Genomic DNA, 18899 nt, shown 5'->3' with positions numbered 1-18899 from the left:
AAAAAGTCAGGCGCGGCGGATGATCACGTCGCCGTAGGAGGTGCGGCCGCGCACCTCGACGGTCTCGTCGGCTTCCTCGGGGCGGGTGGCGTTCTCCATCAGGTTGCGCACGTGGCCGAAGCCGGTGGTCACGGAAAGCCAGGCCGCGGTGCCCTCGGCGACGCCGATTTCCAGGTCCCCCATGGAGGTTTCGAGCGTCACCGCGCCGCGCACGATCTCGCCGAGGCGGATGAGCCCGGCCGACGTCTTCGCGTCGACCCCGGCGCCCGCGCGCTCGACGGTGATGTCGCCGTTGGCCGACCGCACCCGCGCGTCGCCGCCGATGGAGGCGATCGTGGTCTCGCCGTTGGAGTTCTTGACCACCGCGGTGCCCGCGATCTCGCCGATCCGGATCTTGCCGGTGCCGGTGGAGATCTCGGCGTTGCCCGCGACGCCGTCGACGGTCACGTGACCGGCCGAAGTGGACAGGTGCAGCGGGCCGGCGCGGTCGATCCGCGCGTTGCCGGCGGCGGTCTTGAACCGGCTCTCGCCGAGGACGCCGGTAGTGCGGAAGTCGCCCGCCTGCAGTTCGGCGTTCACCGCGGACCCGGTGGGCAGTTCGATGGTCACGTCGACCGCGCGGGTCTTGCGGGAGAAGTCGAACGTGCGCTTCGGGCCGGTGACCGTGAGCGTGCCGTTGCGGTAGTCGACGCGGACCTGCTGCGCGGCCTTCACGTCGGACTCGTCGTTCTCGTCGCTCGGGCGGACCTCGACGACGGTGTCGAGCCGGTCGCTCGCGGAGACCTGCACGTCGCCGACGCTGAGGTCGACGGTGACGGAGATCGGGTCGGGGGTCTCGAATTTGGGCATGGCTGTCTCCACAACTTGTGTCGGTGAACCGTCCCCGCAGGTCAGGGACGTGAGGTGAAGTGGTGCGGAAAGGTGTTAGCGGACCCAGCCGGTGAAGCTCTGCTTCGTCCGCTTGCCGCTGCTCGGCGGGTCGACGCGCTGGTCGCGGTCGGTGCGCTGCAGGGCCGTGGCGGCCGCCCGGACGAGCCAGGCGTTGACGGAGCGCCCCTCCTTGCCCGCGGCCTCCTCGACGGCGGCCTTGAGCTGTTCGGGCAGGCGCACGTTGATGCGTGCGGCGGGACCGTCTTCGGAGATGAGCAGCTCGCTCTCCGGGGCGGCGGCCGTGGTCGTGTCTTCGGCCGCGAGCTCGAGCGGCTCGGCCGGCGGCGTGGTCACGACGAACTGCGGATCGCGGCCACGCAGGCGCAGCTCCACCGAACCCGGAGCCAGGTCGCGGGTGATCTCGTCGGTGGCGGCCGACAGCGCGTCCAGCAGTGTCATCCGGATCGCCGACTCGAGCGACCCGGTCAGCCGCTCGACCAGCTCGCGCGACTCCTCGCCACCGGCTTCGGCCAGTGTGGCGAACTCTCGCCCGAGGTTGCTGACGTACGTGGTCAAGTCCATGGCACAACTATGGCACACGAGTGGCACCATCGCAATGCCAAATTGGCTCAGGAATGTGCCAGGGATGGCACCGCGTGGCACTCGGCTGGCTCAAGGGTGAAAAAGCGCAGGTCAGGGCCGTTTCGACCCTGACCCGGATACGGCGCGTCCCCCAGAACGGCGCGCTAAACCGACAGCCCGAACTTCCCCTTCCGGCTCAGATCGTCGACGTACGCGGCGGCCACGTGGACGAAGTTCACCGACACGGTGTTGCCGTCGCGCGTCCGCACGGAGTGGACCCCGCCGTGCTTGAGCAGGTCGGGGATCTTCTCCTCCACGCCGGCGGATTCGTCGGCCGTGAGGGGAAGAGCAGCGGTTCGCCACCGGAGGACAGGTGCAGCACGAGCGCGAGTTTCGGATCAGCCATGACTCCATGCCACCAGCGCGCGATCACCGGCGGCAAGCGGGTTCGCGCTCAGCGGAGCACTTCACCGGTCCGGGTGCGGCGCCCATGCGGCGTCGGCTAGCGTTTCGTCGCGGAAACCCGACCTAGGGACGGACGATGCCGTACTCGTTCACGTTGTCACCCGCGGCGGTCGACCTGCTGCTGGAGCGGCAGGGTCTCGGCCGCACGCCGGCGCCGTTCTCGGTGGCGCACATCGGCATCACCGGCCAGGAACGCGCGGGCGTGCGCGACGCCGTGCTGCGCGACCTCGACAACCGGGGCCTGGTGCACCGCGGTTACCTCGACGACGACCTGGAGCTGGCGCTCACCACGTTCGCCCGCGCCCGTCTCGTCGTCACCGCGACGGCGCAGCTGGACGACGGGCAGCTCTTCGCCCGCGTCGCGTCGACCGGCGACCAGGCCGTGCTGGTGAAGCAGGACAACGGCATGTTCGTCTTCGAGCAGATCCGCCCGACCGGTCTCGTGTCGGCGCTGGTCGACCTGCTGCCGCCCGGGGCCGCCGCGCCCGGCCAGTCCGTGACGATCGCGCGTCCGGCGAAGCAGCCCCGTCGCGACGGGTACGACCCGTTCGCCGCGTCGAACGCCCCGCGAAACCCGCAGCTCAGGTCCGTCGAGCGGATCTTCGAGAAGCCGCGGCTCCGGGTCGGGCAGTTCACGATCGGCGCGCAGCCGCCGCTCGTCTGGTTCGACACGGAGCTGGGCCGCTACCTGCTCAGCACCCGCGTCGCCGACGATGGGCAGCGCTGGCTCACCTACGCGCCGGCCGACAACAACCGCCTCGCCCAGCAGCTGTTCACGCAGCTGGAGGCGTATTCCGCAAACGCCTGACCGCGGCCGTTGTCGTCAGTAGACTTCCGGTCATGACCTTGGTGGAGCCGGGACAGGTCGCGGGCCTGGACCCGAAGGCCGTCGCTGCTGCCGCGGCCGAGACGACGAAACTCGTGAATGCCGCGAAGTCGGGCAGCTTCACCATCTCCGGTGAAGCACTCGAGGACCTGCGCCAGGCGCTGTCCGACATGGTGACGCGCGTGGACCGGCTGACCGGTTCCACGGCCGCGCTGGACCAGGCCCCGCAGCTCGGGAGCCACCCGTACGGGCACGCGGTCGCGGCCCACGACCTCAAGGCCGCCTCGCAGGACACCGGGTCCGTCCGGTCGGTGCTGGGCCAGTTCCGCGACGTGCTGACGCAGGCCGACGAGGCCCTCGCCCGCGCCGGCGGTGTGTACCGCACCGGTGAGGACAGCGCCGTCGACGCGCACGCCGCCCACAAGACGGGGGACCTCGCATGACCGCGCCGCAGCCGGGGCTCGAGCCGTCCGACGCCGACTACCTCGGCCACACCCACGAGCAGCTCCAGCAGTTCGTGACTACGAACCTTGACCCGAAGCAGGTCGCCGACGTATCCGCGGCCTACACCGAGGTCACGAAGGCCTTCGACGACTTCGCGACGCAGCTGACCGAGGCCGTGAACAAGTCCAAGGGCTCGTGGGAGGGCACCGCGGCCGAGAGTGCGCAGGCCTACTTCGCCACGCTCGGCTCGTGGGCCGACGCCACGGCGCAGAACGCGAAGTTCGCCGCGCAGACCGTCGACGACCAGGGCACGGCCGCGCAGAACGCGCGCAACGCGATGACCGAGCCGATCCCGTTCGACTGGACCGACGAGATGGCCCACTGGACCTCGGCCGGCCCGTTCGATCTGGGCGACACCGTCGACCAGTCGCTGAAGAAGCAGCAGGCCAGCCAGTCGGCGCACGAGCAGGCCGCGCAGACGATGTCGGACTACGACCACTCGCTGTACTCGGCCGCGTCGAAGCAGCCGGTGTTCGCGGACCCGCCGAAGTTCGGCGTGGGCAGCGTGTCCACGGCCTCGGCCGTCCTCCCCGCGGCGTCGACCTCCACCGACCACCACGGCGGCGGCGGCTCCGATTCCGGCGGCCAGGTTTCGGCCGCGCCGAGCCAGATCACGGGCTCCGGCCACGTGCCACCCGCCGCCAACACCGCCACCACGGCGTCGAGCTTCGAGCCCGCGGCGGGCCAGCAGCAGGCCGGTGCCGGAGGCGCTTCGGGCGCCGGCGGCATGCCCATGGGCGCGATGCCGATGGGCGGCGGCATGGGCGCCGGTGGTGGCGGCGGCTTCGGCGCCGACGAGGAGTACCAGTCCAAGTTCAGCCGCGGCGGCAGCTTCGGCCCGGGTGAAGGCGCCGCGCCGGGTGCCGCGGGTGGCCTGAGCGGCGCGCCCGCGCGGGCCGGCATGGGCATGGGCATGGGAATGGGCGGCGGTGCCGCTCGCTACGAAGAGGACGAAGAGGACGGGTCGCGCTTCTTCTCCCATGTGGACGAAGACAACGAGTACGGCGCCGACCTGCGTGCCGCCCCGCCGGTGATCGGGGAGTAGCAGCTCAGAGACGAAAACGGGCCCTCGAACTGGTCGAGGGCCCGTTTTTCGTGAGTCTCAGTAGCGGTAGAACTTCTCCGCCCGGCCTTGCCGCACCAGCTTCAGCCACTGCAGGAACGCCTTCGGGTCGCGCTTCACGCCCACGAAGTACAGGCCGAAACGGATCACTTCCAGGGCACCGATCTTGCGCATGCCCGGCTGCGACAGCAGGTAGCCGCGGTTGCGGTAGGTGTAGTAGCGCTTGACCTCGTTCTCCGGGTCCTGCGCGTGGAACTTCCCGCCCAGCATGGGTTTGAACTCGTCCGAGCCGTCGGGGTGCAGGTAGGTCGTGCGCAGCGACGTGCCGAACGGCAGGCCGGAGCGCACGAGTCGGCGGTGCAGCTCCACCTCGTCGCCACGGAAGAACAGGCGCAGGTCCGGCACGCCAGTGACGTCCAAAGTGGACGCACGGAACAACGCGCCGTTCATGAGCGACGCGATGCCCGGCAGGAAGTCCGTGCCCAGCTCCGCCGACGAGCGCTTCCACGTGAGCCCGCGCCGCAACGGGAACGCGAGCTTGGCCGGCGCGTTGATGTTCGCCACCACCGGCGAGATCTCCGCGAGGCCGCGCTTTTCGGCTTCCTCCAACAGGATCTGCAGCACGTGCTCGTCGGCGGGCCGGCCGTCGTCGTCGGCGAGCCAGACCCACTCGGCGCCGAGCGCCAGCGCGTGGAGCATGCCGAGCGCGAACCCGCCCGCGCCACCGAGGTTCCGGTGCGAAGGCAGGTACGTGTAGGGCAGCGGGTACGCCTCGACGACGTCCCGCGCCGACTGGTCCGGACCGTTGTCGACCACCACGAGGTGGTCGACCGGCCGCGTCTGCGCGGCGATGATCTTCAGCGAGTCCGCGAGCAGCTCACGACGGTGGCGCGTCACCACCACGCCGACGACGGCGCCCTCGGGCAGCTGCTGGGTCTCGCTGGTCATCATTCCCCGCCGTTCTTCGTGCCCACGGGCTCGATGCCGAGCCGCTCCAGGCCTTCCTGGCTCATGTTCTCGAACGGGTCGCGGCCCTTGTAGCCGGTGAGGACCTCGCGCAGCGAACCCTGCTGCTTGAGGTGGCCCTCGTCCATCCAGATCGCGGAGTCGCAGAGTTCGAAGAGGAACTCGTCGGAGTGGCTCGCGAACACCAGGATGCCGGAGCGCTTCACCAGGTCCTTGAGGCGGTCGCGGGCCTTGTTGAGGAACGCCGCGTCGACCGCGCCGATGCCCTCGTCGAGGATGAGGATCTCGGGGTCGATCGAGGTGACGACACCCAGCGCGAGCCGCACGCGCATACCCGTGGAGTACGTGCGCAGCGGCATCTGCAGGTAGTCGCCGAGCTCGGTGAACTCCGCGATGTCGTCGACCCGCTTCTCCATCTCCTTGGCGGTCATACCGAGGAAGAGGCCGCGGATGATGATGTTCTCGACGCCGGAGATCTCCGGGTCCATGCCGATGCCGAGGTCGAAGACCGGGGCGATCTTGCCGGAGATCCGGGCCGAACCGCGGGTGGGCTCGTAGATGCCGGCGAGCAGGCGCAGCAGCGTGGACTTGCCGGCGCCGTTGTGGCCGACCAGTCCGACGCGGTCGCCGTCGCTCAGCTTGAGCGTGACGTCGTGCAGGGCCTCGATGATCGGCACCTTCTGCTCGGTGCCGATCTTGCCGCCGACCTTGCCGAGCACGCGCTTCTTCATCGACCGCGTCTTCGCGTCGAAGATGGGGAAATCCACGAACGCGTTGTGGACGTCAATGCTGACCATGTGTCACACCCAATACGAGACGCGAGAGCGGTAGTTGCGCATGGCGACGAGCGCGAGTCCCCAGCCGACGATCGTGAGCCCGCCGACCACGACCCAGCTGGTCCAGCTCACGGCCTGCCCGAGCAGCGGGGCCCGGGTCACCTGCATGTAGTGGTACAACGGGTTCGCCTTGATGAACGGCAACGCCCAGGACACGCCGTCGCGCGCACCGCCGGCCTCCAGCTGGTCGACCGGCCAGACGATCGGCGTGCCGTAGAACATCAGCTGGATCAGGGAGTTGATCACCTGCGGGATGTCGCGGAAGCGCGTCGAGATGATCCCGAGCAGCAGCGCGGCCCAGCACGCGGTGAGTCCCAGCAGCAGGAAGCCCGGGATGGCGAGGAGAATGTTCCAGCTCAGGCCCGGGTGGCAGAACTTGTCCGGCACGCAGGCGCCGTCCTTCGTGCCGAGCGAGTACTGGTCGTCAAGTGCGTTGAAGAAGATGATCAGCAGCACGAAGTACACAACCATGTTGTGCGCGAGCATCAGGGTCTGGCGCCAGACCGTGCGGAGCACGTAGACGCTCAGCGGCGCGGGGAGCTGCTTGATCATCCCCTCGTTCGCGATGAACGTCTCCATGCCCTCGGACAGGCAGCCCTGGATGAAGCCCCAGATGATGAACCCGGTGGAGATGTAGGGCAGGAACACCTGGATGGGCAGGTTGAACAGCTGTGAGTACAGCAGGCCCAGCCCCAGCGCGATGACCGCCTGGCTGATCGTGATCCAGAACGGACCGATCACGGACCGGCGGTACCGCTGCTTGATGTCCTGCCAACCCAGGTGGGTCCACAGCTCGCGGGCTGCGAGACCCTCCTTGATGTCGGCGATCGCCCTGGAGAACGTCTTGCGGTCCGACGCAGGGGGCATCGGCATCGAGACCTCGGGTTCGGCTACGTGAACCGTGCTGGTGGCATGCACGTGGACGAGGGTACCGATCGGAGGTCTCGTCCTCGGGACGCCCCGGCCCAGGCGTGCGCCCGACCTGTCGATGCCGCACCGAACACGCGGTGTGTCCTGGTAGTTTCTTGCCCCATGACTGCTGCTCTCGGTGCGGCGAGCTTGATGGTCGATCTCCTCGCGGCGTACGCCGATCGTCCCGACCCCAAGTCGGTCGCGGTTGTCGGCAACCAGCCCCTGGGCCCGGACCCGGCTCGGGCCAAGGCCGTGGACGACTGCGATCTCGTGATCCGCGTCAACGGTTTCGTCGTCGACGAGCCGGAAGGCCCGGAGGTGACCGGGAGCAAGTGCCACGCGGTGGTCTTCAACCGCGCCGTGCGCGCCACTCGCCACGTTTTCCGCGACTACCGCAGCAGGCTGTACCTGCTGGTGGAGCCGGGCCGGCTGCATTGGGAACCGGAGGCGCTGCCGGGCTGGTGGCCCGCCGACCTGGGGTTTGTGCCGGTGCCCAACCGTGAGGTCGTGCTGCCGCTGTCCGACGCGCTCGGCCTGCCGACGCGCACGGAGTCGACGTGGTCGACCACGGGCACGCTCGCGGCCTGGATCGCGCGCACGTCGTTCCCAGACGCGCAATTGGTCCTCACCGGGTTCTCCTTCATCGACAACCCGAACCAGACTTCGTGGGAGCACGCCGCCGGCGATTCCTGCATCGTGGGTCCCGAGCACCAGATCGCCGCCGAGGGCAGGCTGCTGGACTCGTGGACCCGGACCGGCGACACCGTGCTGATGCGCTGACCCAGTTTTTCCGAATCCCGAAGGAACCGTCCCCATGGCAGTCCAGAAACTCCGCTCCGGCTTCATCAACCGGATCGCTCGGCTGATCGACTTCCGCATCGAAGAGCGCATGCGCGACACGGTCCGCGACCTGAACCACCGCGTGAACGAACTCGAGCACGCGACCGCCGACCACCGGCGCCGGCTCGACGCGGCGGAGTCGGGCCTCGAGCACGCCCGCGGCGACCTGCTCTGGACGCGCGCCGAGCTCGACCGGATCATCCCGCACATCGCCGCGCAGGAAGCGCAGCTCGAGACGCTGCGGGAGTCGATGGTGCTCACCCCGCGCGCCGACAGCGCCGAGATCGCCGAGTCGCGGTCGCTGATCGAGGAGATCCAGCGCCAGCACGCGCAGATCCGCGTCCGGCTCGCCGGTATCGCGCGTTACGAGGACCGGCTACGCCGCCTCGAGGACAACCGCCTGGCGCCGTCGGCCCAGTGAGCCCGCTCGCGGCTCGCGAGGCCACCGAGGCCGACGCGGAGCTGCTGCTGGCCTGGCGCAACGACCCGCGCACGCGGGAGGCGTCGCGGTCCAGCGGCGTGATCGCACTGGCCGACCACCTGCGGTGGCTGCGCGGCGTGCTGGCTTCGCCGGACCGGCTGCTGCTGGTCGTTTCCGACGACGGCGGGCCCGTGGGGACCGTGCGGTTCGACCGGGAACGGCCGGGGGAGTGGGAAGTCAGCATCACGCTCGCTCCGGCGAGCCGTGGTCGGGGACTTTCCCGCGCGGTGCTGACACTCGGCGAACGCGTGCTCATCGAGCGTGAGGACGTGCGCGCGATCCTGGCCGCTGTGCACCAGGACAACGCGGCTTCGGCGGCGTTGTTCGAGCGCGCCGGATACGTCGAGTCGGCGCCCGCCGAGGACGGCTTCCGGTGGCTGCGCAAGACTCGGGGGTGACCCGCACGCGCACCACCGGGAGGACGCCACCCATGTCCGAAGTCCGCATCGGCGCCCACACGCTCGGCCCGGACCGGCCGCCGTTCGTCATCGCCGAGATGTCCGGCAACCACAACGGCGACCTCGGCCGCGCGCTCGCGATCGTCGACGCGATCGCCGACGCCGGCGCGCAGGCGGTGAAGCTGCAGACCTACCGCCCCGACACGATCACGATCGACGTCGACGGCCCCGCCTTCCGCATCGGCGACGGACATTCCTTGTGGGGCGGGGAAAACCTGTACAAGCTGTACGAAAAGGCCCACACGCCGTGGGAGTGGCACGAACCGATTTTCGAGCGGGCTCGCTCGCGTGGCCTGGAGGCGTTCTCCAGCCCGTTCGACCCGACGGCGGTGGAGCTGCTGGAGTCGCTCGGCGCGCCCGCGTACAAGATCGCGTCTTCGGAGATCGTCGATCTGCCGTTGATTGATCTGTGCGCCCGCACCGGCAAGCCGCTCGTCATCTCGACGGGCATGGCGAGCGTCGCGGAGATCGACGCGGCCGTGCGGACCGCTCGCGATGCCGGCAACGACCAGCTCGTAGTACTCGGCTGCACCGCCAGCTACCCGGCCTCGCCGTCCGAAAGCAACCTGCGCGGGCTGCCGGTTCTGGCCGGCGTCACGGGCACGCTCGTCGGCCTGTCGGACCACACGCCCGGCATCGGCGCGCCGCTGGCCGCCGTGGCGCTGGGCGCGGTCGCGATCGAGAAGCACGTGACGCTCGCCCGCGCCGACGGCGGTGTGGACTCGGAGTTCTCGCTGGAGCCCGCCGAGCTGGCTGCTTTGGTGACCGAGAGCCACCGTGCGTGGGAAGCGCTCGGCCGGCCGGTGATCGGCCCGCGCGAGAGCGAGAAGGAAGGTCTGCGCCTGCGCCGTTCGCTGTACGTCGTGGAAGACGTGCGAGCAGGCGACGAGGTGACGTCTTCGAATGTTCGCTCCATCCGGCCCGCCGGAGGCCTGGCGCCGGCCGAGATCACGACCGTGCTGGGCCGCACCTTCCGCGTGGACGCGGCCAAAGGCACGGCTTTGACCTGGGACCTGATCTAGTCTCGGCCGCATGGCACGAGCGAAATCCCGCAAGGCGCTGCTGACCGTCCTCGGCGTCCTCGGGGCGATCCCCGTCGCCAGCGGCCTCACCGCCATCCTGGGCGGCCCCGAACGCGCCCCGGGCGGCGCCCCCGCCGCCCCCAGCGTCGACAGCGAATACCGCTTCGTGAACACATTCTGGACCGCGGCCGGCCTCGCGCTCTGGTGGTCGCTCCGCCGCCCCGAGAAACGCGCGGCGACAACCCGGCTCGTCCTCGGCACCGCGGCCCTCGGCGGCGTGCCCCGGCTCATCTCGGCGCGCCGCACCGGCGCGCCCCACCCGGTGTTCCGGGCGGCGATCGTGCTGGAGCTGCTCGTGGTGCCACTGGTGCTGGTGTGGCACGCGGTGGTGATGCGCGATGATGCTGAGGCGGGGAAGAAGCCTGACGCCCAGGTGAGGTGGACGTCGGCTCGCGTGGTCGGGTCGTGCCACCTGCGATCAACTGCTCGTAAACGAGGCGCACTCCGAGATCACTGGGGTCGGGACCGGTGATCCGGCTTCAGATTGCACGGGAACGTGATCGGTGGCTCGCGCGGGACGGCCGAGGACCCCTGGGAATTCTGAGGTGGCCACAAGAGATGTCGGCCACCACTGACGCGCTGACCCGAACCGGACTAGCTCGCGAGGCGAGGATGCCGGTTCCCCCGAGCCGTCCGGCTTACCGTCAGATCCCGAAGAAGCTCCGCACCCCATCGACAACCCGGTCCACATCCGCGTCCGTCAGGGAGGGGAAGAGCGGCAGCGACAGCTCCTGCTCGTAGTACGCCTCGGCGTTCGGGCACAGGCCGCGGCGGTAGCCGAGGTCCTCGAAGACCGGGTGCCAGTAGGCGGGGATGTAGTTGACCTGCACGCCGATGCCGAGCCCACGCAGGTGGTCGAACAGCGCGCGGCGCCGGCCGTCGAGGACGCGCAGCGGGTAGAGGTGCCACACCGGGTCCGCGCCGGGGCGGGACGGCGGGGTCAGCACGCCCGAAACGTCGGCGAGGGCGGCGTTGTAGCGCGCGTGGATTTCGGCGCGGCGCTTCTTGAACTCCGCCAGCCGCGTGAGCTGGCTGCTGCCCAGGGCGCACAGGACGTCGGGCAAGCGGTAGTTCAGGCCGAACTCGTGCACCTCCTGGTGCCAGCCGCCTTCGTCCGGGTAGCGCTGCAGGGCCTTGTCGCGGACCAGGCCGTGATTGCGGAACGCCTGGGCGCGCTGCAGCAGCTCCGGGGACGCGGTGACGACGGCGCCGCCCTCGGCCGTGGTGAGGTTTTTGGTGGGGAAGAAGGAGAACGTGGTCAGGTCGGCGAGCGACCCGACCGCGCGGCCCTGCCAGCTGCCGCCGACGGAATGCGCGGCGTCCTCCAGCAGGAGCGCGCCCGCGTGGTGCGCGACGTCTGCCAGCGCGTCCAGCTCCGCGGGGTGGCCGGCGTAGTCGACGGCCGCGACGACCTTCGTGCGCTCGGTGACAGCAGCGGCCGCGGCCTCGACGGCGAGGTTGCCGGTGTCCGGTTCGACGTCGGCGAAGACCACCTTCGCGCCGTGCAGCGCGGCGGTGGCGGCCGTGGCGACGAACGTCATCGGCGACGCCACGACTTCGTCGCCCGGCACCAGAGCCGCCGCTGCGTACGCGACGTGCAGCGCCGCCGTGCCCGAAGTGACGGCGACGGCCGGGACCCCTCCGGTGTGCAGAGCGAGATCGGCCTCGAAGCGCGCGACGGCGGGACCGGTCGTGAGCCAGTCACCCCGCAGGACCTCAGTGACGGCGGCGACGTCCTCGTCGGTCACGGACTGGCGGCCGTAGGGCAAGAACTCAGGCATACTGCTCGACCAGCTTGCGAAGTTCGTCGGCTTCGAGCCACAGGTCGTTGGTGTCGGAGCGGTACGCGAACCCTTCGGGCATCGGCTTGCCGTCGGCAGGGGGCTCGTAACCCCAGCCCGCGAGGTGGGGCTGCACGACGTAGCGGTCGGGCAGCTGCACGGTCCGGCGCGCGTCGTCGGGGGCGATCATCTCCTCGTGCAGCTTCTCGCCCGGGCGCACGCCCACCTCGTGCATCGGCGAACCCGGCGCGATGGCCTGCGCGAGGTCGACGAGCCGCATGCTCGGGATCCGCGGCACGTACAGCTCGCCGCCGTGCATCTGGTCGAACGAGTCCACCACGAACTTCACGGCCTGCGGCAGCGTGATCCAGAACCGCGTCATGTCCTTGTGCGTGATCGGCAGCGACTCGCCCTGCTCGGCGAGCTTGCGGAAGAACGGGATCACGCTGCCGCGCGAGCCCATCACGTTGCCGTAGCGCACCACGGAGAACCGCGTGACGTGCGCGGCCGCGTAGTGGTTGCCGCTGATGAACATCCGGTCGGCGCACAGCTTGGTGGCGCCGTAGAGGTTGATCGGGCTCGACGCCTTGTCGGTCGACAGCGCGACGACCTTCTTCACGCCGGTGTCGATCGCGGCCTCGATCACGTTCTGCGAGCCCATCACATTGGTCTGGACGAACTCGAACGGGTTGTACTCACCCGTGTCCACCTGCTTGAGCGCCGCGGCGTGCACGACGTAGTCGACACCGTGCATGGCGCGCTCGAGGCGGCGACGGTCGCGGACGTCACCGATGAACCAGCGCAGCCGCGGGTCGTCGTTGAACAGCTGCCGGGCTTCGTACTGCTTGAGCTCATCGCGGGAGAGCACGACCAGCCGGCTGGGGTTCAGCTCGGCGAGGGCGTGGGTGATGAACGCCTTGCCGAACGAGCCGGTCCCGCCGGTGAGCAGGATGCTGGAACCATCCAGCTCGGACATCGACGACCTCCGCGGTTGGGGTTCTTGGTTCTGGCGCGTTGCCGCAGGCCATCATGTCACCCATGCGTGAAGGCCTCGGCGTCAACGCCGTGATCCAGGCCCGGTCCTCCTCGACGCGCCTGCCGGGCAAGGTGCTGCGTCCCCTGGCCGGGCGCAGTGTGCTCGGCTGGGTCGTCCGCGCGGCAGCCGCCGCTCCCGGTGTGGACCAGGTGGTGGTCGCCACCTCGGATGCGCCCGACGACGACGCCGTGGCCCTCGAAGCCGAGCGCTGCGGCGCGCTGGTCGCACGCGGCCCGCTCGACGACGTGGTGGCTCGCTTCGGCGTGGCGCTCTCGTCGTACCCGGCCGACGCGGTGGTCCGGCTCACCGCCGACTGCCCCCTGCTCGACCCCGCACTGGTCGGCCGGCTGGCGGCGGTGTGGCGCGCGGAACCGTCGCTGGACTACGTGAGCACCACGCTCGTGCGGACGCTGCCGCGGGGATTCGACGCGGAGCTGGTGCGGGCCGAGGTGCTCGTCGAGCAGGTTTCGACGGCGTCGGGCCCGGACCGCGAGCACGTGACGTCGGCGATCTACCGGCAGCCTTCGCGGTACTCGTGCACGGGCGTGGTGGTGAGCCCGGCCGCCGACGACTTGCGCGTCACCCTCGACACCCCGGAGGACTGGGACCTGATCTCGGCGGTTGTCGACTCGCTGGGCGACCAGCCGGCTTCCTGGCGTTCGGTGGTCGCCCTGCTGCGTTCACGGCCGGACCTGGTGGCGCTCAACGCGCACGTCGAGCAGAAGAAGCTCGGCCAGTGAAGCTCCTGCTGCGCGCCGACGCGTCCCCGGTGATCGGCGCGGGCCACATCTCGCGCGTCGTGGCCTACGCCGAGCGCGCCGTCGCCCGCGGCTGGGACGTCTCCTTCGCGGGCGCCACGGACAACGCGGAATGGCTGGCTTCGCGCTTCGACGAGCTGTCGGTGCCGCGCTTGCCCGTCTCCGACTGGCCGTCCTTGGCTGCCGGTTTCGACACGGTCCTCGTGGACCACTACGGCCTCGGCGACCTGCGCGGCGAGGTCAACGCCGCCGGCGCGCTGCTGGTGTCCCTGGAGGATGACACCTTCGGCCGTCGCCCCGCGGATGTCGTGGTCGACGCGGGGTTTACGCCTTCGTCTCGCCCTGCGGATGGTTCGGGCGTGCTGCTGCGGGGCGTGGCGTACACGGCGCTGCGCTCGGGGGTGCTGGCTGCTCGGGCCCGTCGGTCTGCTGTCGCTTCCGCCTCGCTCCGTGTCACCGTCGTCCTGGGCGGCGGCGCCGAGTGGTCGGGGACGGTCGGCGTGTTGCTCCGCGCCCTCGCGGCCACGGGGTTGCCATTTTCAGCCGATGCGCTGGTCCGGGGTGAGCCCGCGTTGCCTGTTCTGTCGGACGACCAGTCGATCCGGGTCGCCGCCCCGCACCCGGGCCTGCTTGATCTTCTGGCCACCACGGACGTCGCCGTGAGCGCCACCGGCGTCACCTTCCTGGAACTCTGCTGCCTCGGCATCCCGACGGCGGCGGTGCAGCTGGTGGACAACCAGGGGCCGGGTTACCGGGCGGCTCTTGACCTCGGCTTGGCGGTGGGCCTGGGTGACGCCGGTTCGCTGGCGGATCGTTTGCCCGCCGTGGTTTCCGCGCTCGGCGAGCTGCTGTCGGATCCCGGCCTGCGGTCCTCGTTGTCCACTGCAGCCGCGTCTACTGTGGACGGACTCGGTGCGGACCGGGTCCTGGACGTCATCGCCTCGCTGTGATCGGATGCGCGGAATGAACCTCGAAGCCGAGGAGCAACGGTTGGTGGCGGACGTCGCGGCCGTGCTTCGCCGGACGGACGGCGTGGTCGACGCCATCGACGATGTCTTCCGCGACCGGCTGGCGTCGGGCCTCACTCGTGACTGGATCGAGGGCGTCGTCGCGCGGGTGGCGGTTTCGCTGGAGGAAGCGGGCAGGACCGCGGACGCCGAACTGGTGGCGGAGGCGCTCGACGACCTCGTCGGCTGGGGCCCTCCCGGGTCCGCCATTCGCCACGACCCGGACGACCGCGTGGGCGATTGAGGTCCGAATCTGTCCTTGATGGCTTTTAGTGTGGGGTCCATGAACCTCACTCCGTTCCGAGTTCACGTTCCGCAGGCCGACCTCGACGACCTCCACGCGAGGCTCGCGCACACGCGCTGGCCGGACCAGCCCGAGGGCGTCGAGTGGGAGCTGGGGATTCCGGTGGACGCCGTGCAGGAGCTGGCGGAGTACTGGCGCCTGGGTTTCGACTGGCGGGCGGCCGAGGAGCGGATCAACGCGTTTCCGCAGTTCACGACCACCATCGACGGCGCGAACGTGCACTTCCTCCACGTCCGCTCGCCCGAGGAGGGGGCCACGCCGCTGCTGCTGACGCACGGCTGGCCGGGGTCGATCGTCGAGTTCCTGGACGTGATCGGGCCACTGACCGACCCGCGGGCGTACGGCGGGGACCCCGCGGAAGCGTTCCACGTGGTCGCGCCGTCGATACCCGGGTTCGCGTTCTCGGGGCCGACGAAGGACCGCGGCTGGGGGCCGGCGCGCGGGGCGCGGGCGTGGGCTTCGTTGATGACGCGCCTCGGCTACGAGCGCTTCGGCACGCACGGCGGCGACTGGGGCGCCCTGATCTCCCGCGAGCTGGGTGTGCAGTTCCCGTCGCGGGTGCTGGGCGTGCACGTGACGATGCTGCCCACCGCCGTCGCGCGTGAGGAGGGGGATCTGGACGGGCCGGCGGGTGCCGAGCTGGCGACGGCGGAGCGGTCGCTGCAGAAGTCGCGGGCTTTCCAGTACGCCGGCACGGGCTACGCGATGATCCAATCCACCAAGCCGCAAACGCTTGCGTACGGCCTCACCGACTCACCGGCCGGCCAGCTGGCGTGGATCGCGGAGAAATTCCGGTCCTTCTCGAACACCGACCACGACCTCATCGACCGCGACGATCTGCTCACCGACGTGTCGATCTACTGGTTCACCGGCACGGCCAACTCGTCGGCCCGGATCTACGCCGCTTTGGAAGGCCCGTGGGGCGCACCGCTGCCCGACTGCACGGTCCCGGTGGGCGTCGCCGTCTTCCCCGACGACATCGGCCTGCCGGTCCGACCGCTGGCCGAGAGCGCGAACAACGTCGTCCACTGGTCGGAGTTCCCGCGCGGCGGCCACTTCCCGGCGCTCGAAGAGCCGGACGCGTTGATCGGCGACATCCGGAAGTTCTTCGGGAGCCTCTGAACGTCGCCCGAAGAGTCCGGCCACCCCGAAACGGTGCGAGGGGACCGTTCGCGCCACAGCCAGCGCGCGAAGGGTCCCCTCGAAACCTCAGTCGGCTCACGTACTCAAAGCCGGCACAACCTCAGAGATACTGCCCAGTCCCACTGATCCCGGGCCGCTGCCCCTCACCACCAGGACCGCCCGGCATCACCGCGCCCGACGACCCGGCCGGCAGCCCGCGTCGCATCTGCTCCAGCTGGACCCGGGCCGCCATCTGCTGGGCGAACAGGGCCGTCTGGATGCCGTGGAACAGTCCCTCCAGCCAGCCCACAAGCTGGGCCTGCGCGATCCGCAGCTCGGCGTCCGACGGAGTCGAGTCGTCGGTGAACGGGTGCACCAAGCGCTGCAGCTCCTCGCGCAGCTCGGGCGCCAGGGCCTCCTGCAGCTCGCGCACCGAGTTCTGGTGGATCTCGCGCACCCGGTTCCGGCTGGCGTCGTCCAGCGGTGCGGCCCGGACCTCCTCCAGGAGCTGCTTGATCATCGTCCCGATGCGCATGACCTTGGCCGGCTCTTCGACCAGCTCGCCGACGGCTTCGTCGCCTTCAAGAGAAGGCGCGGGGGAGCCGACCGGGACCCCGTCGGGGCCGACGACCACCACGTGAGGGGTCGATTCGGCGTCGGAAGCCTGCCGGAAGTTCGGCTCGCTCATATGCTCCATCCCATCAGAAACGCCAGCGTCGCCTCCGAGCGTAGCCGTATGAGCCAACCCCGCGGTAACCGCTAAACCGCACGTCCGTACGGTGTCACCATGGCGTTCGACGTCGCTCGTATCCGTGGGTTGTTCCCCGCGCTGGGTGATGGCTGGATTCACTTCGACGGCGCCGCCGGAATGCTGGTCCCGGAACAGGTCGCTTCGGCCGTTTCGACGGCCATGCGTGCCCCGGTGTCCGGGCCGGGCGGAGCGTTTCCGGCCTCTCAGCGCGCGGAGAGCATTGTCACCGCGGCCCGGCGGGCAGTGGCAGATCTGGTCGGGGCGGACCCGGCCGCCGTCGTGCTCGGACCGAGCGCGCCGGTGATGCTGCGCCGTCTCGTCGACGCGCTCGCCGAGCGCTGGACGATCGGCGACGAGGTCGTCGTGTCCCGGCTCGACGAGGAGGCGAACCTCGCGCCGTGGCAGCGCGCCGCGAAGCGCGTGGGCGCAGTCGTGCGCTGGGGCGAGATCGACATCGAGACGTGCGAGCTGCCCGCGTGGCAGTACGAGAACCTCGTGTCCGCCCGCACCAAAGCCGTCACGGTCACGCTCGCGTCGGGCTCGGTCGGCACACGCCCCGACGTTCCCACCGTCATCGAGTTCGCCAAGCGCGTCGGCGCGCTCGTGGTGGTGGACGCGACGTACGCGGCCCCCTTCGTGCCGCTCGACCTCGCCGAGCTGGGCGCTGACGTCATGGTCGTCTCCGCGCAGGCGTGGGGCGGCCCGTCGGTGGGCGCGCTCGTGTTCCGCGACCCCGAGATGCTCGAACGCATCCCGTCCGCCTCGCTCGACCCGGCCGCGCGCGGCGCCGCGCGCCTCGAGCTCGGCCCCCACGCATACCCGCTGCTCGCGGGCCTCGTCGCGTCGATCGACTACCTCGCCGGTCTCGACGACGCCGCGTCCGGCTCGCGCCGCGAAAGACTCGTGACGTCGCTCGGCTCCGCCAAGTCGTACCACGCGGGCCTGCTCGCGCAGCTGTCCACGGAGCTTCGCTCGCTGCGCCACGTGATGGTGATCGGCGACGCCATGCGCCGCATCCCCGCGCTCGCATTCGCCGTGCAGGGCAAGAAATCACCGGAAGTCGCGGAGTACCTGGCGTCGCAAGGCCTCTGCGCCTTCGCCGACGACGGATCGGCCGGCGTCTTCGCGTCGCTCGGCGTCGGCGAGGTGGGCGGAGCGGTGCGCATCGGACTCGCGCACTACTCCAACGTCTTCGAGATCAACCAGCTGGTGCGCGTCCTGGAAGAGCTGCGCTGACCGGAAAAGCCGGCGCAGCCCTCCGGTTCAGGACTTCGCGGTCAGCAGGATCTTCCCGAACACCGAGCCCTCTTCGAGCATGCGGTGCGCCGAAGCCGCCTCGGCCATCGGCACGACCTGGCCGATGATCGGCTTCACGGAACCGTCCTCGACCAGCGGCCACAGGCGTTCACGCACGTCGGCGACGATGGCGGCCTTCTGGTCCAGCGGACGGAACCGCAGCCCGGCGGCGAAAACGCTCGCGCGCTTGCCCAGCAGGCTGCCGATGTTCAGCTCGCCCTTGACCCCGCCCTGCATGCCGATGATCACGAGCCGGCCGTCGGTGCGCAGCGCGTCGACGTTGCGCTGCAGGTACTTCGCGCCCATGTTGTCGAGGATGACGTCGGCGCCCTTGGTCTCGGCGCGCAGCACCTCGACGAAGTCCTGCTCCTTGTAGTTGATCGTGATGTCGGCGCCGAGCTGGCGGCAGCGTTCGAGCCGCTCGGGCGAACCCGCGGTGACGGCGACCGTCGCGCCCAGCGCCTTGCCCACCTGGATCGCGTGGGTGCCGATGCCGCCCGCGCCACCGTGGACCAGCAGCGTCTGGCCTTCGGTGAGCTTCGCGTGCATCACGACGTTGGCCCACACCGTGCACGCGACCTCCGGCAGCCCGGCCGCCGCGAGCAGCTCGACCTCGCCGGGCACGGGCAGCAGCTGGCCGGCAGGCACGACCACGCGCTCGGCGTAGCCACCGCCCGCGAGCAGCGCACACACCTCGTCGCCGACCTGCCAGCCTTCGACGCCCTCGCCCAGCTCCGCGATCGTGCCGGAGCACTCGAGGCCGATCGTCCCGCTCGACCCGGGCGGCGGCGGATAGTTGCCCTGGCGCTGCAGCAGGTCCGCTCGGTTGACCGCGCTGGCGGCCACGTCGAGCAGCACTTCACCGGGGCCGGGGCTGGGGTCGGGGACTTCGGTCCACTCGAGAACCTCGGGACCGCCGGGTTCGCGGGTCGTGATCGCGTACATGCGCCCGACTGTAT

The 18899-nt window shown here is 70.4% G+C and carries 22 protein-coding genes and 1 pseudogene; 13 read left to right on the top strand and 10 right to left on the bottom strand.

Translation table 11 applies throughout. The features are described from left to right. Positions 1-6: 6 nt before the first annotated feature. The 3 genes and pseudogenes from QRX50_RS06820 to QRX50_RS06810 form a co-directional block, all read right to left on the bottom strand. Complete coding sequence (locus QRX50_RS06820; protein ID WP_285971109.1) at positions 7-849, bottom strand: DUF4097 family beta strand repeat-containing protein; 843 nt, start codon at positions 847-849, stop codon at positions 7-9. A gap of 75 nt (positions 850-924) precedes the next feature. Beyond that, a complete protein-coding gene (locus tag QRX50_RS06815) occupies positions 925-1452 on the bottom strand; it encodes a ribbon-helix-helix protein, CopG family (protein WP_285971108.1) in 528 nt (175 codons plus the stop codon). Between the two features lie 164 nt (positions 1453-1616). Then, a pseudogene (locus QRX50_RS06810) lies at positions 1617-1858 on the bottom strand (hypothetical protein). Between the two features lie 135 nt (positions 1859-1993). Between QRX50_RS06810 and QRX50_RS06805 the strand changes: the two are divergent. The 3 genes from QRX50_RS06805 to QRX50_RS06795 are packed head-to-tail and all read left to right on the top strand — an operon-like array spanning position 1994 to position 4292. Continuing rightward, positions 1994-2725 carry an ESX secretion-associated protein EspG gene (locus tag QRX50_RS06805; protein WP_285971107.1) on the top strand — a complete coding sequence of 244 codons (732 nt, stop codon included), beginning with the start codon at positions 1994-1996 and terminating at the stop codon, positions 2723-2725. 32 nt (positions 2726-2757) lie between these two features. Continuing rightward, on the top strand, positions 2758-3186 hold the full coding sequence (locus QRX50_RS06800; RefSeq protein WP_285971106.1) for a hypothetical protein: 429 nt from the start codon (positions 2758-2760) through the stop codon (positions 3184-3186). Then, positions 3183-4292, top strand: a complete 1110-nt coding sequence (locus QRX50_RS06795; protein ID WP_285971105.1) for a hypothetical protein — start codon at positions 3183-3185, stop codon at positions 4290-4292. The genes QRX50_RS06800 and QRX50_RS06795 overlap by 4 nt, the downstream gene beginning before the upstream one ends. 57 nt (positions 4293-4349) lie before the next feature. Here QRX50_RS06795 and glfT1 read toward each other — a convergent pair whose 3' ends face one another. Genes glfT1 through wzm form a run of 3 tightly spaced genes read right to left on the bottom strand, consistent with a single transcriptional unit; the run spans position 4350 to position 7030 of the window. Next, complete coding sequence (gene glfT1 / locus QRX50_RS06790; protein WP_285974378.1) at positions 4350-5258, bottom strand: galactofuranosyltransferase GlfT1; 909 nt, start codon at positions 5256-5258, stop codon at positions 4350-4352. Beyond that, positions 5258-6073 (bottom strand): galactan export ABC transporter ATP-binding subunit Wzt/RfbE, encoded by an 816-nt coding sequence (gene wzt / locus QRX50_RS06785; protein ID WP_285971104.1) that lies wholly within the window; start codon positions 6071-6073, stop codon positions 5258-5260. Before wzt ends, glfT1 begins: the two co-directional genes overlap by 1 nt. A gap of 3 nt (positions 6074-6076) precedes the next feature. After that, positions 6077-7030: a galactan export ABC transporter permease subunit Wzm/RfbD gene (gene wzm, locus QRX50_RS06780; RefSeq protein WP_285971103.1), complete on the bottom strand. Its 954-nt coding sequence runs from the start codon at positions 7028-7030 to the stop codon at positions 6077-6079. A 144-nt stretch (positions 7031-7174) separates the two neighbouring features. Between wzm and QRX50_RS06775 the strand changes: the two genes are divergently transcribed. Genes QRX50_RS06775 through QRX50_RS06755 form a run of 5 tightly spaced genes read left to right on the top strand, consistent with a single transcriptional unit; the run spans position 7175 to position 10357 of the window. Beyond that, complete coding sequence (locus QRX50_RS06775; RefSeq protein ID WP_285974377.1) at positions 7175-7804, top strand: hypothetical protein; 630 nt, start codon at positions 7175-7177, stop codon at positions 7802-7804. A gap of 34 nt (positions 7805-7838) precedes the next feature. Beyond that, positions 7839-8285 carry a hypothetical protein gene (locus QRX50_RS06770; RefSeq protein ID WP_285971102.1) on the top strand — a complete coding sequence of 149 codons (447 nt, stop codon included), beginning with the start codon at positions 7839-7841 and terminating at the stop codon, positions 8283-8285. Next, positions 8282-8743 (top strand): GNAT family N-acetyltransferase, encoded by a 462-nt coding sequence (locus QRX50_RS06765; protein ID WP_285971101.1) that lies wholly within the window; start codon positions 8282-8284, stop codon positions 8741-8743. The genes QRX50_RS06770 and QRX50_RS06765 overlap by 4 nt, the downstream gene beginning before the upstream one ends. Before the next feature lie 32 nt (positions 8744-8775). Then, on the top strand, positions 8776-9825 hold the full coding sequence (pseI, locus tag QRX50_RS06760) for a pseudaminic acid synthase (RefSeq protein ID WP_285971100.1): 1050 nt from the start codon (positions 8776-8778) through the stop codon (positions 9823-9825). Between the two features lie 10 nt (positions 9826-9835). Next, positions 9836-10357, top strand: a complete 522-nt coding sequence (locus QRX50_RS06755) for a DUF4345 domain-containing protein (protein ID WP_285971099.1) — start codon at positions 9836-9838, stop codon at positions 10355-10357. Between the two features lie 172 nt (positions 10358-10529). Here the strand turns inward: QRX50_RS06755 and QRX50_RS06750 are convergent, their stop codons facing one another. Next, positions 10530-11666: a DegT/DnrJ/EryC1/StrS family aminotransferase gene (locus QRX50_RS06750; protein WP_285971098.1), complete on the bottom strand. Its 1137-nt coding sequence runs from the start codon at positions 11664-11666 to the stop codon at positions 10530-10532. Then, positions 11659-12642, bottom strand: a complete 984-nt coding sequence (gene pseB, locus QRX50_RS06745) for a UDP-N-acetylglucosamine 4,6-dehydratase (inverting) (RefSeq protein WP_285971097.1) — start codon at positions 12640-12642, stop codon at positions 11659-11661. Before pseB ends, QRX50_RS06750 begins: the two co-directional genes overlap by 8 nt. A gap of 53 nt (positions 12643-12695) precedes the next feature. On the opposite strand from pseB, the gene QRX50_RS06740 reads away from it, so the two are divergent. From QRX50_RS06740 to QRX50_RS06725, 4 genes are read left to right on the top strand one after another with little or no spacing between them, the layout of a single operon-like run. Next, on the top strand, positions 12696-13442 hold the full coding sequence (locus QRX50_RS06740) for a cytidylyltransferase domain-containing protein (RefSeq protein ID WP_434533244.1): 747 nt from the start codon (positions 12696-12698) through the stop codon (positions 13440-13442). Next, positions 13439-14410 (top strand): spore coat protein, encoded by a 972-nt coding sequence (locus tag QRX50_RS06735; RefSeq protein WP_285971095.1) that lies wholly within the window; start codon positions 13439-13441, stop codon positions 14408-14410. The genes QRX50_RS06740 and QRX50_RS06735 overlap by 4 nt, the downstream gene beginning before the upstream one ends. Before the next feature lie 13 nt (positions 14411-14423). Further along, complete coding sequence (locus tag QRX50_RS06730) at positions 14424-14711, top strand: zinc ribbon-containing protein (protein ID WP_285971094.1); 288 nt, start codon at positions 14424-14426, stop codon at positions 14709-14711. A gap of 39 nt (positions 14712-14750) precedes the next feature. Continuing rightward, a complete protein-coding gene (locus QRX50_RS06725) occupies positions 14751-15893 on the top strand; it encodes an epoxide hydrolase family protein (protein WP_285971093.1) in 1143 nt (380 codons plus the stop codon). Positions 15894-16014: 121 nt separating this feature from the next. Here the strand turns inward: QRX50_RS06725 and QRX50_RS06720 are convergent, their stop codons facing one another. After that, the gene (locus QRX50_RS06720; RefSeq protein WP_285971092.1) at positions 16015-16590 is read right to left on the bottom strand and encodes a bacterial proteasome activator family protein; all 576 of its coding nucleotides are present in this window, start codon (positions 16588-16590) and stop codon (positions 16015-16017) included. Between the two features lie 90 nt (positions 16591-16680). Between QRX50_RS06720 and QRX50_RS06715 the strand changes: the two genes are divergently transcribed. Next, positions 16681-17880, top strand: coding sequence for a cysteine desulfurase-like protein (locus QRX50_RS06715; RefSeq protein WP_220245647.1), 1200 nt, complete (start codon positions 16681-16683; stop codon positions 17878-17880). A 27-nt stretch (positions 17881-17907) separates the two neighbouring features. Here QRX50_RS06715 and QRX50_RS06710 read toward each other — a convergent pair whose 3' ends face one another. Further along, positions 17908-18885 carry an NAD(P)H-quinone oxidoreductase gene (locus QRX50_RS06710; protein ID WP_285971091.1) on the bottom strand — a complete coding sequence of 326 codons (978 nt, stop codon included), beginning with the start codon at positions 18883-18885 and terminating at the stop codon, positions 17908-17910. Positions 18886-18899 lie beyond the last annotated feature (14 nt).

Source organism: Amycolatopsis sp. 2-15 (assembly GCF_030285625.1).
Lineage (GTDB): Bacteria > Actinomycetota > Actinomycetes > Mycobacteriales > Pseudonocardiaceae > Amycolatopsis > Amycolatopsis carbonis.
The sequence above is the reverse complement of the archived record's forward strand: the minus strand, read 5'-3'. Positions and strand labels throughout refer to the sequence as shown.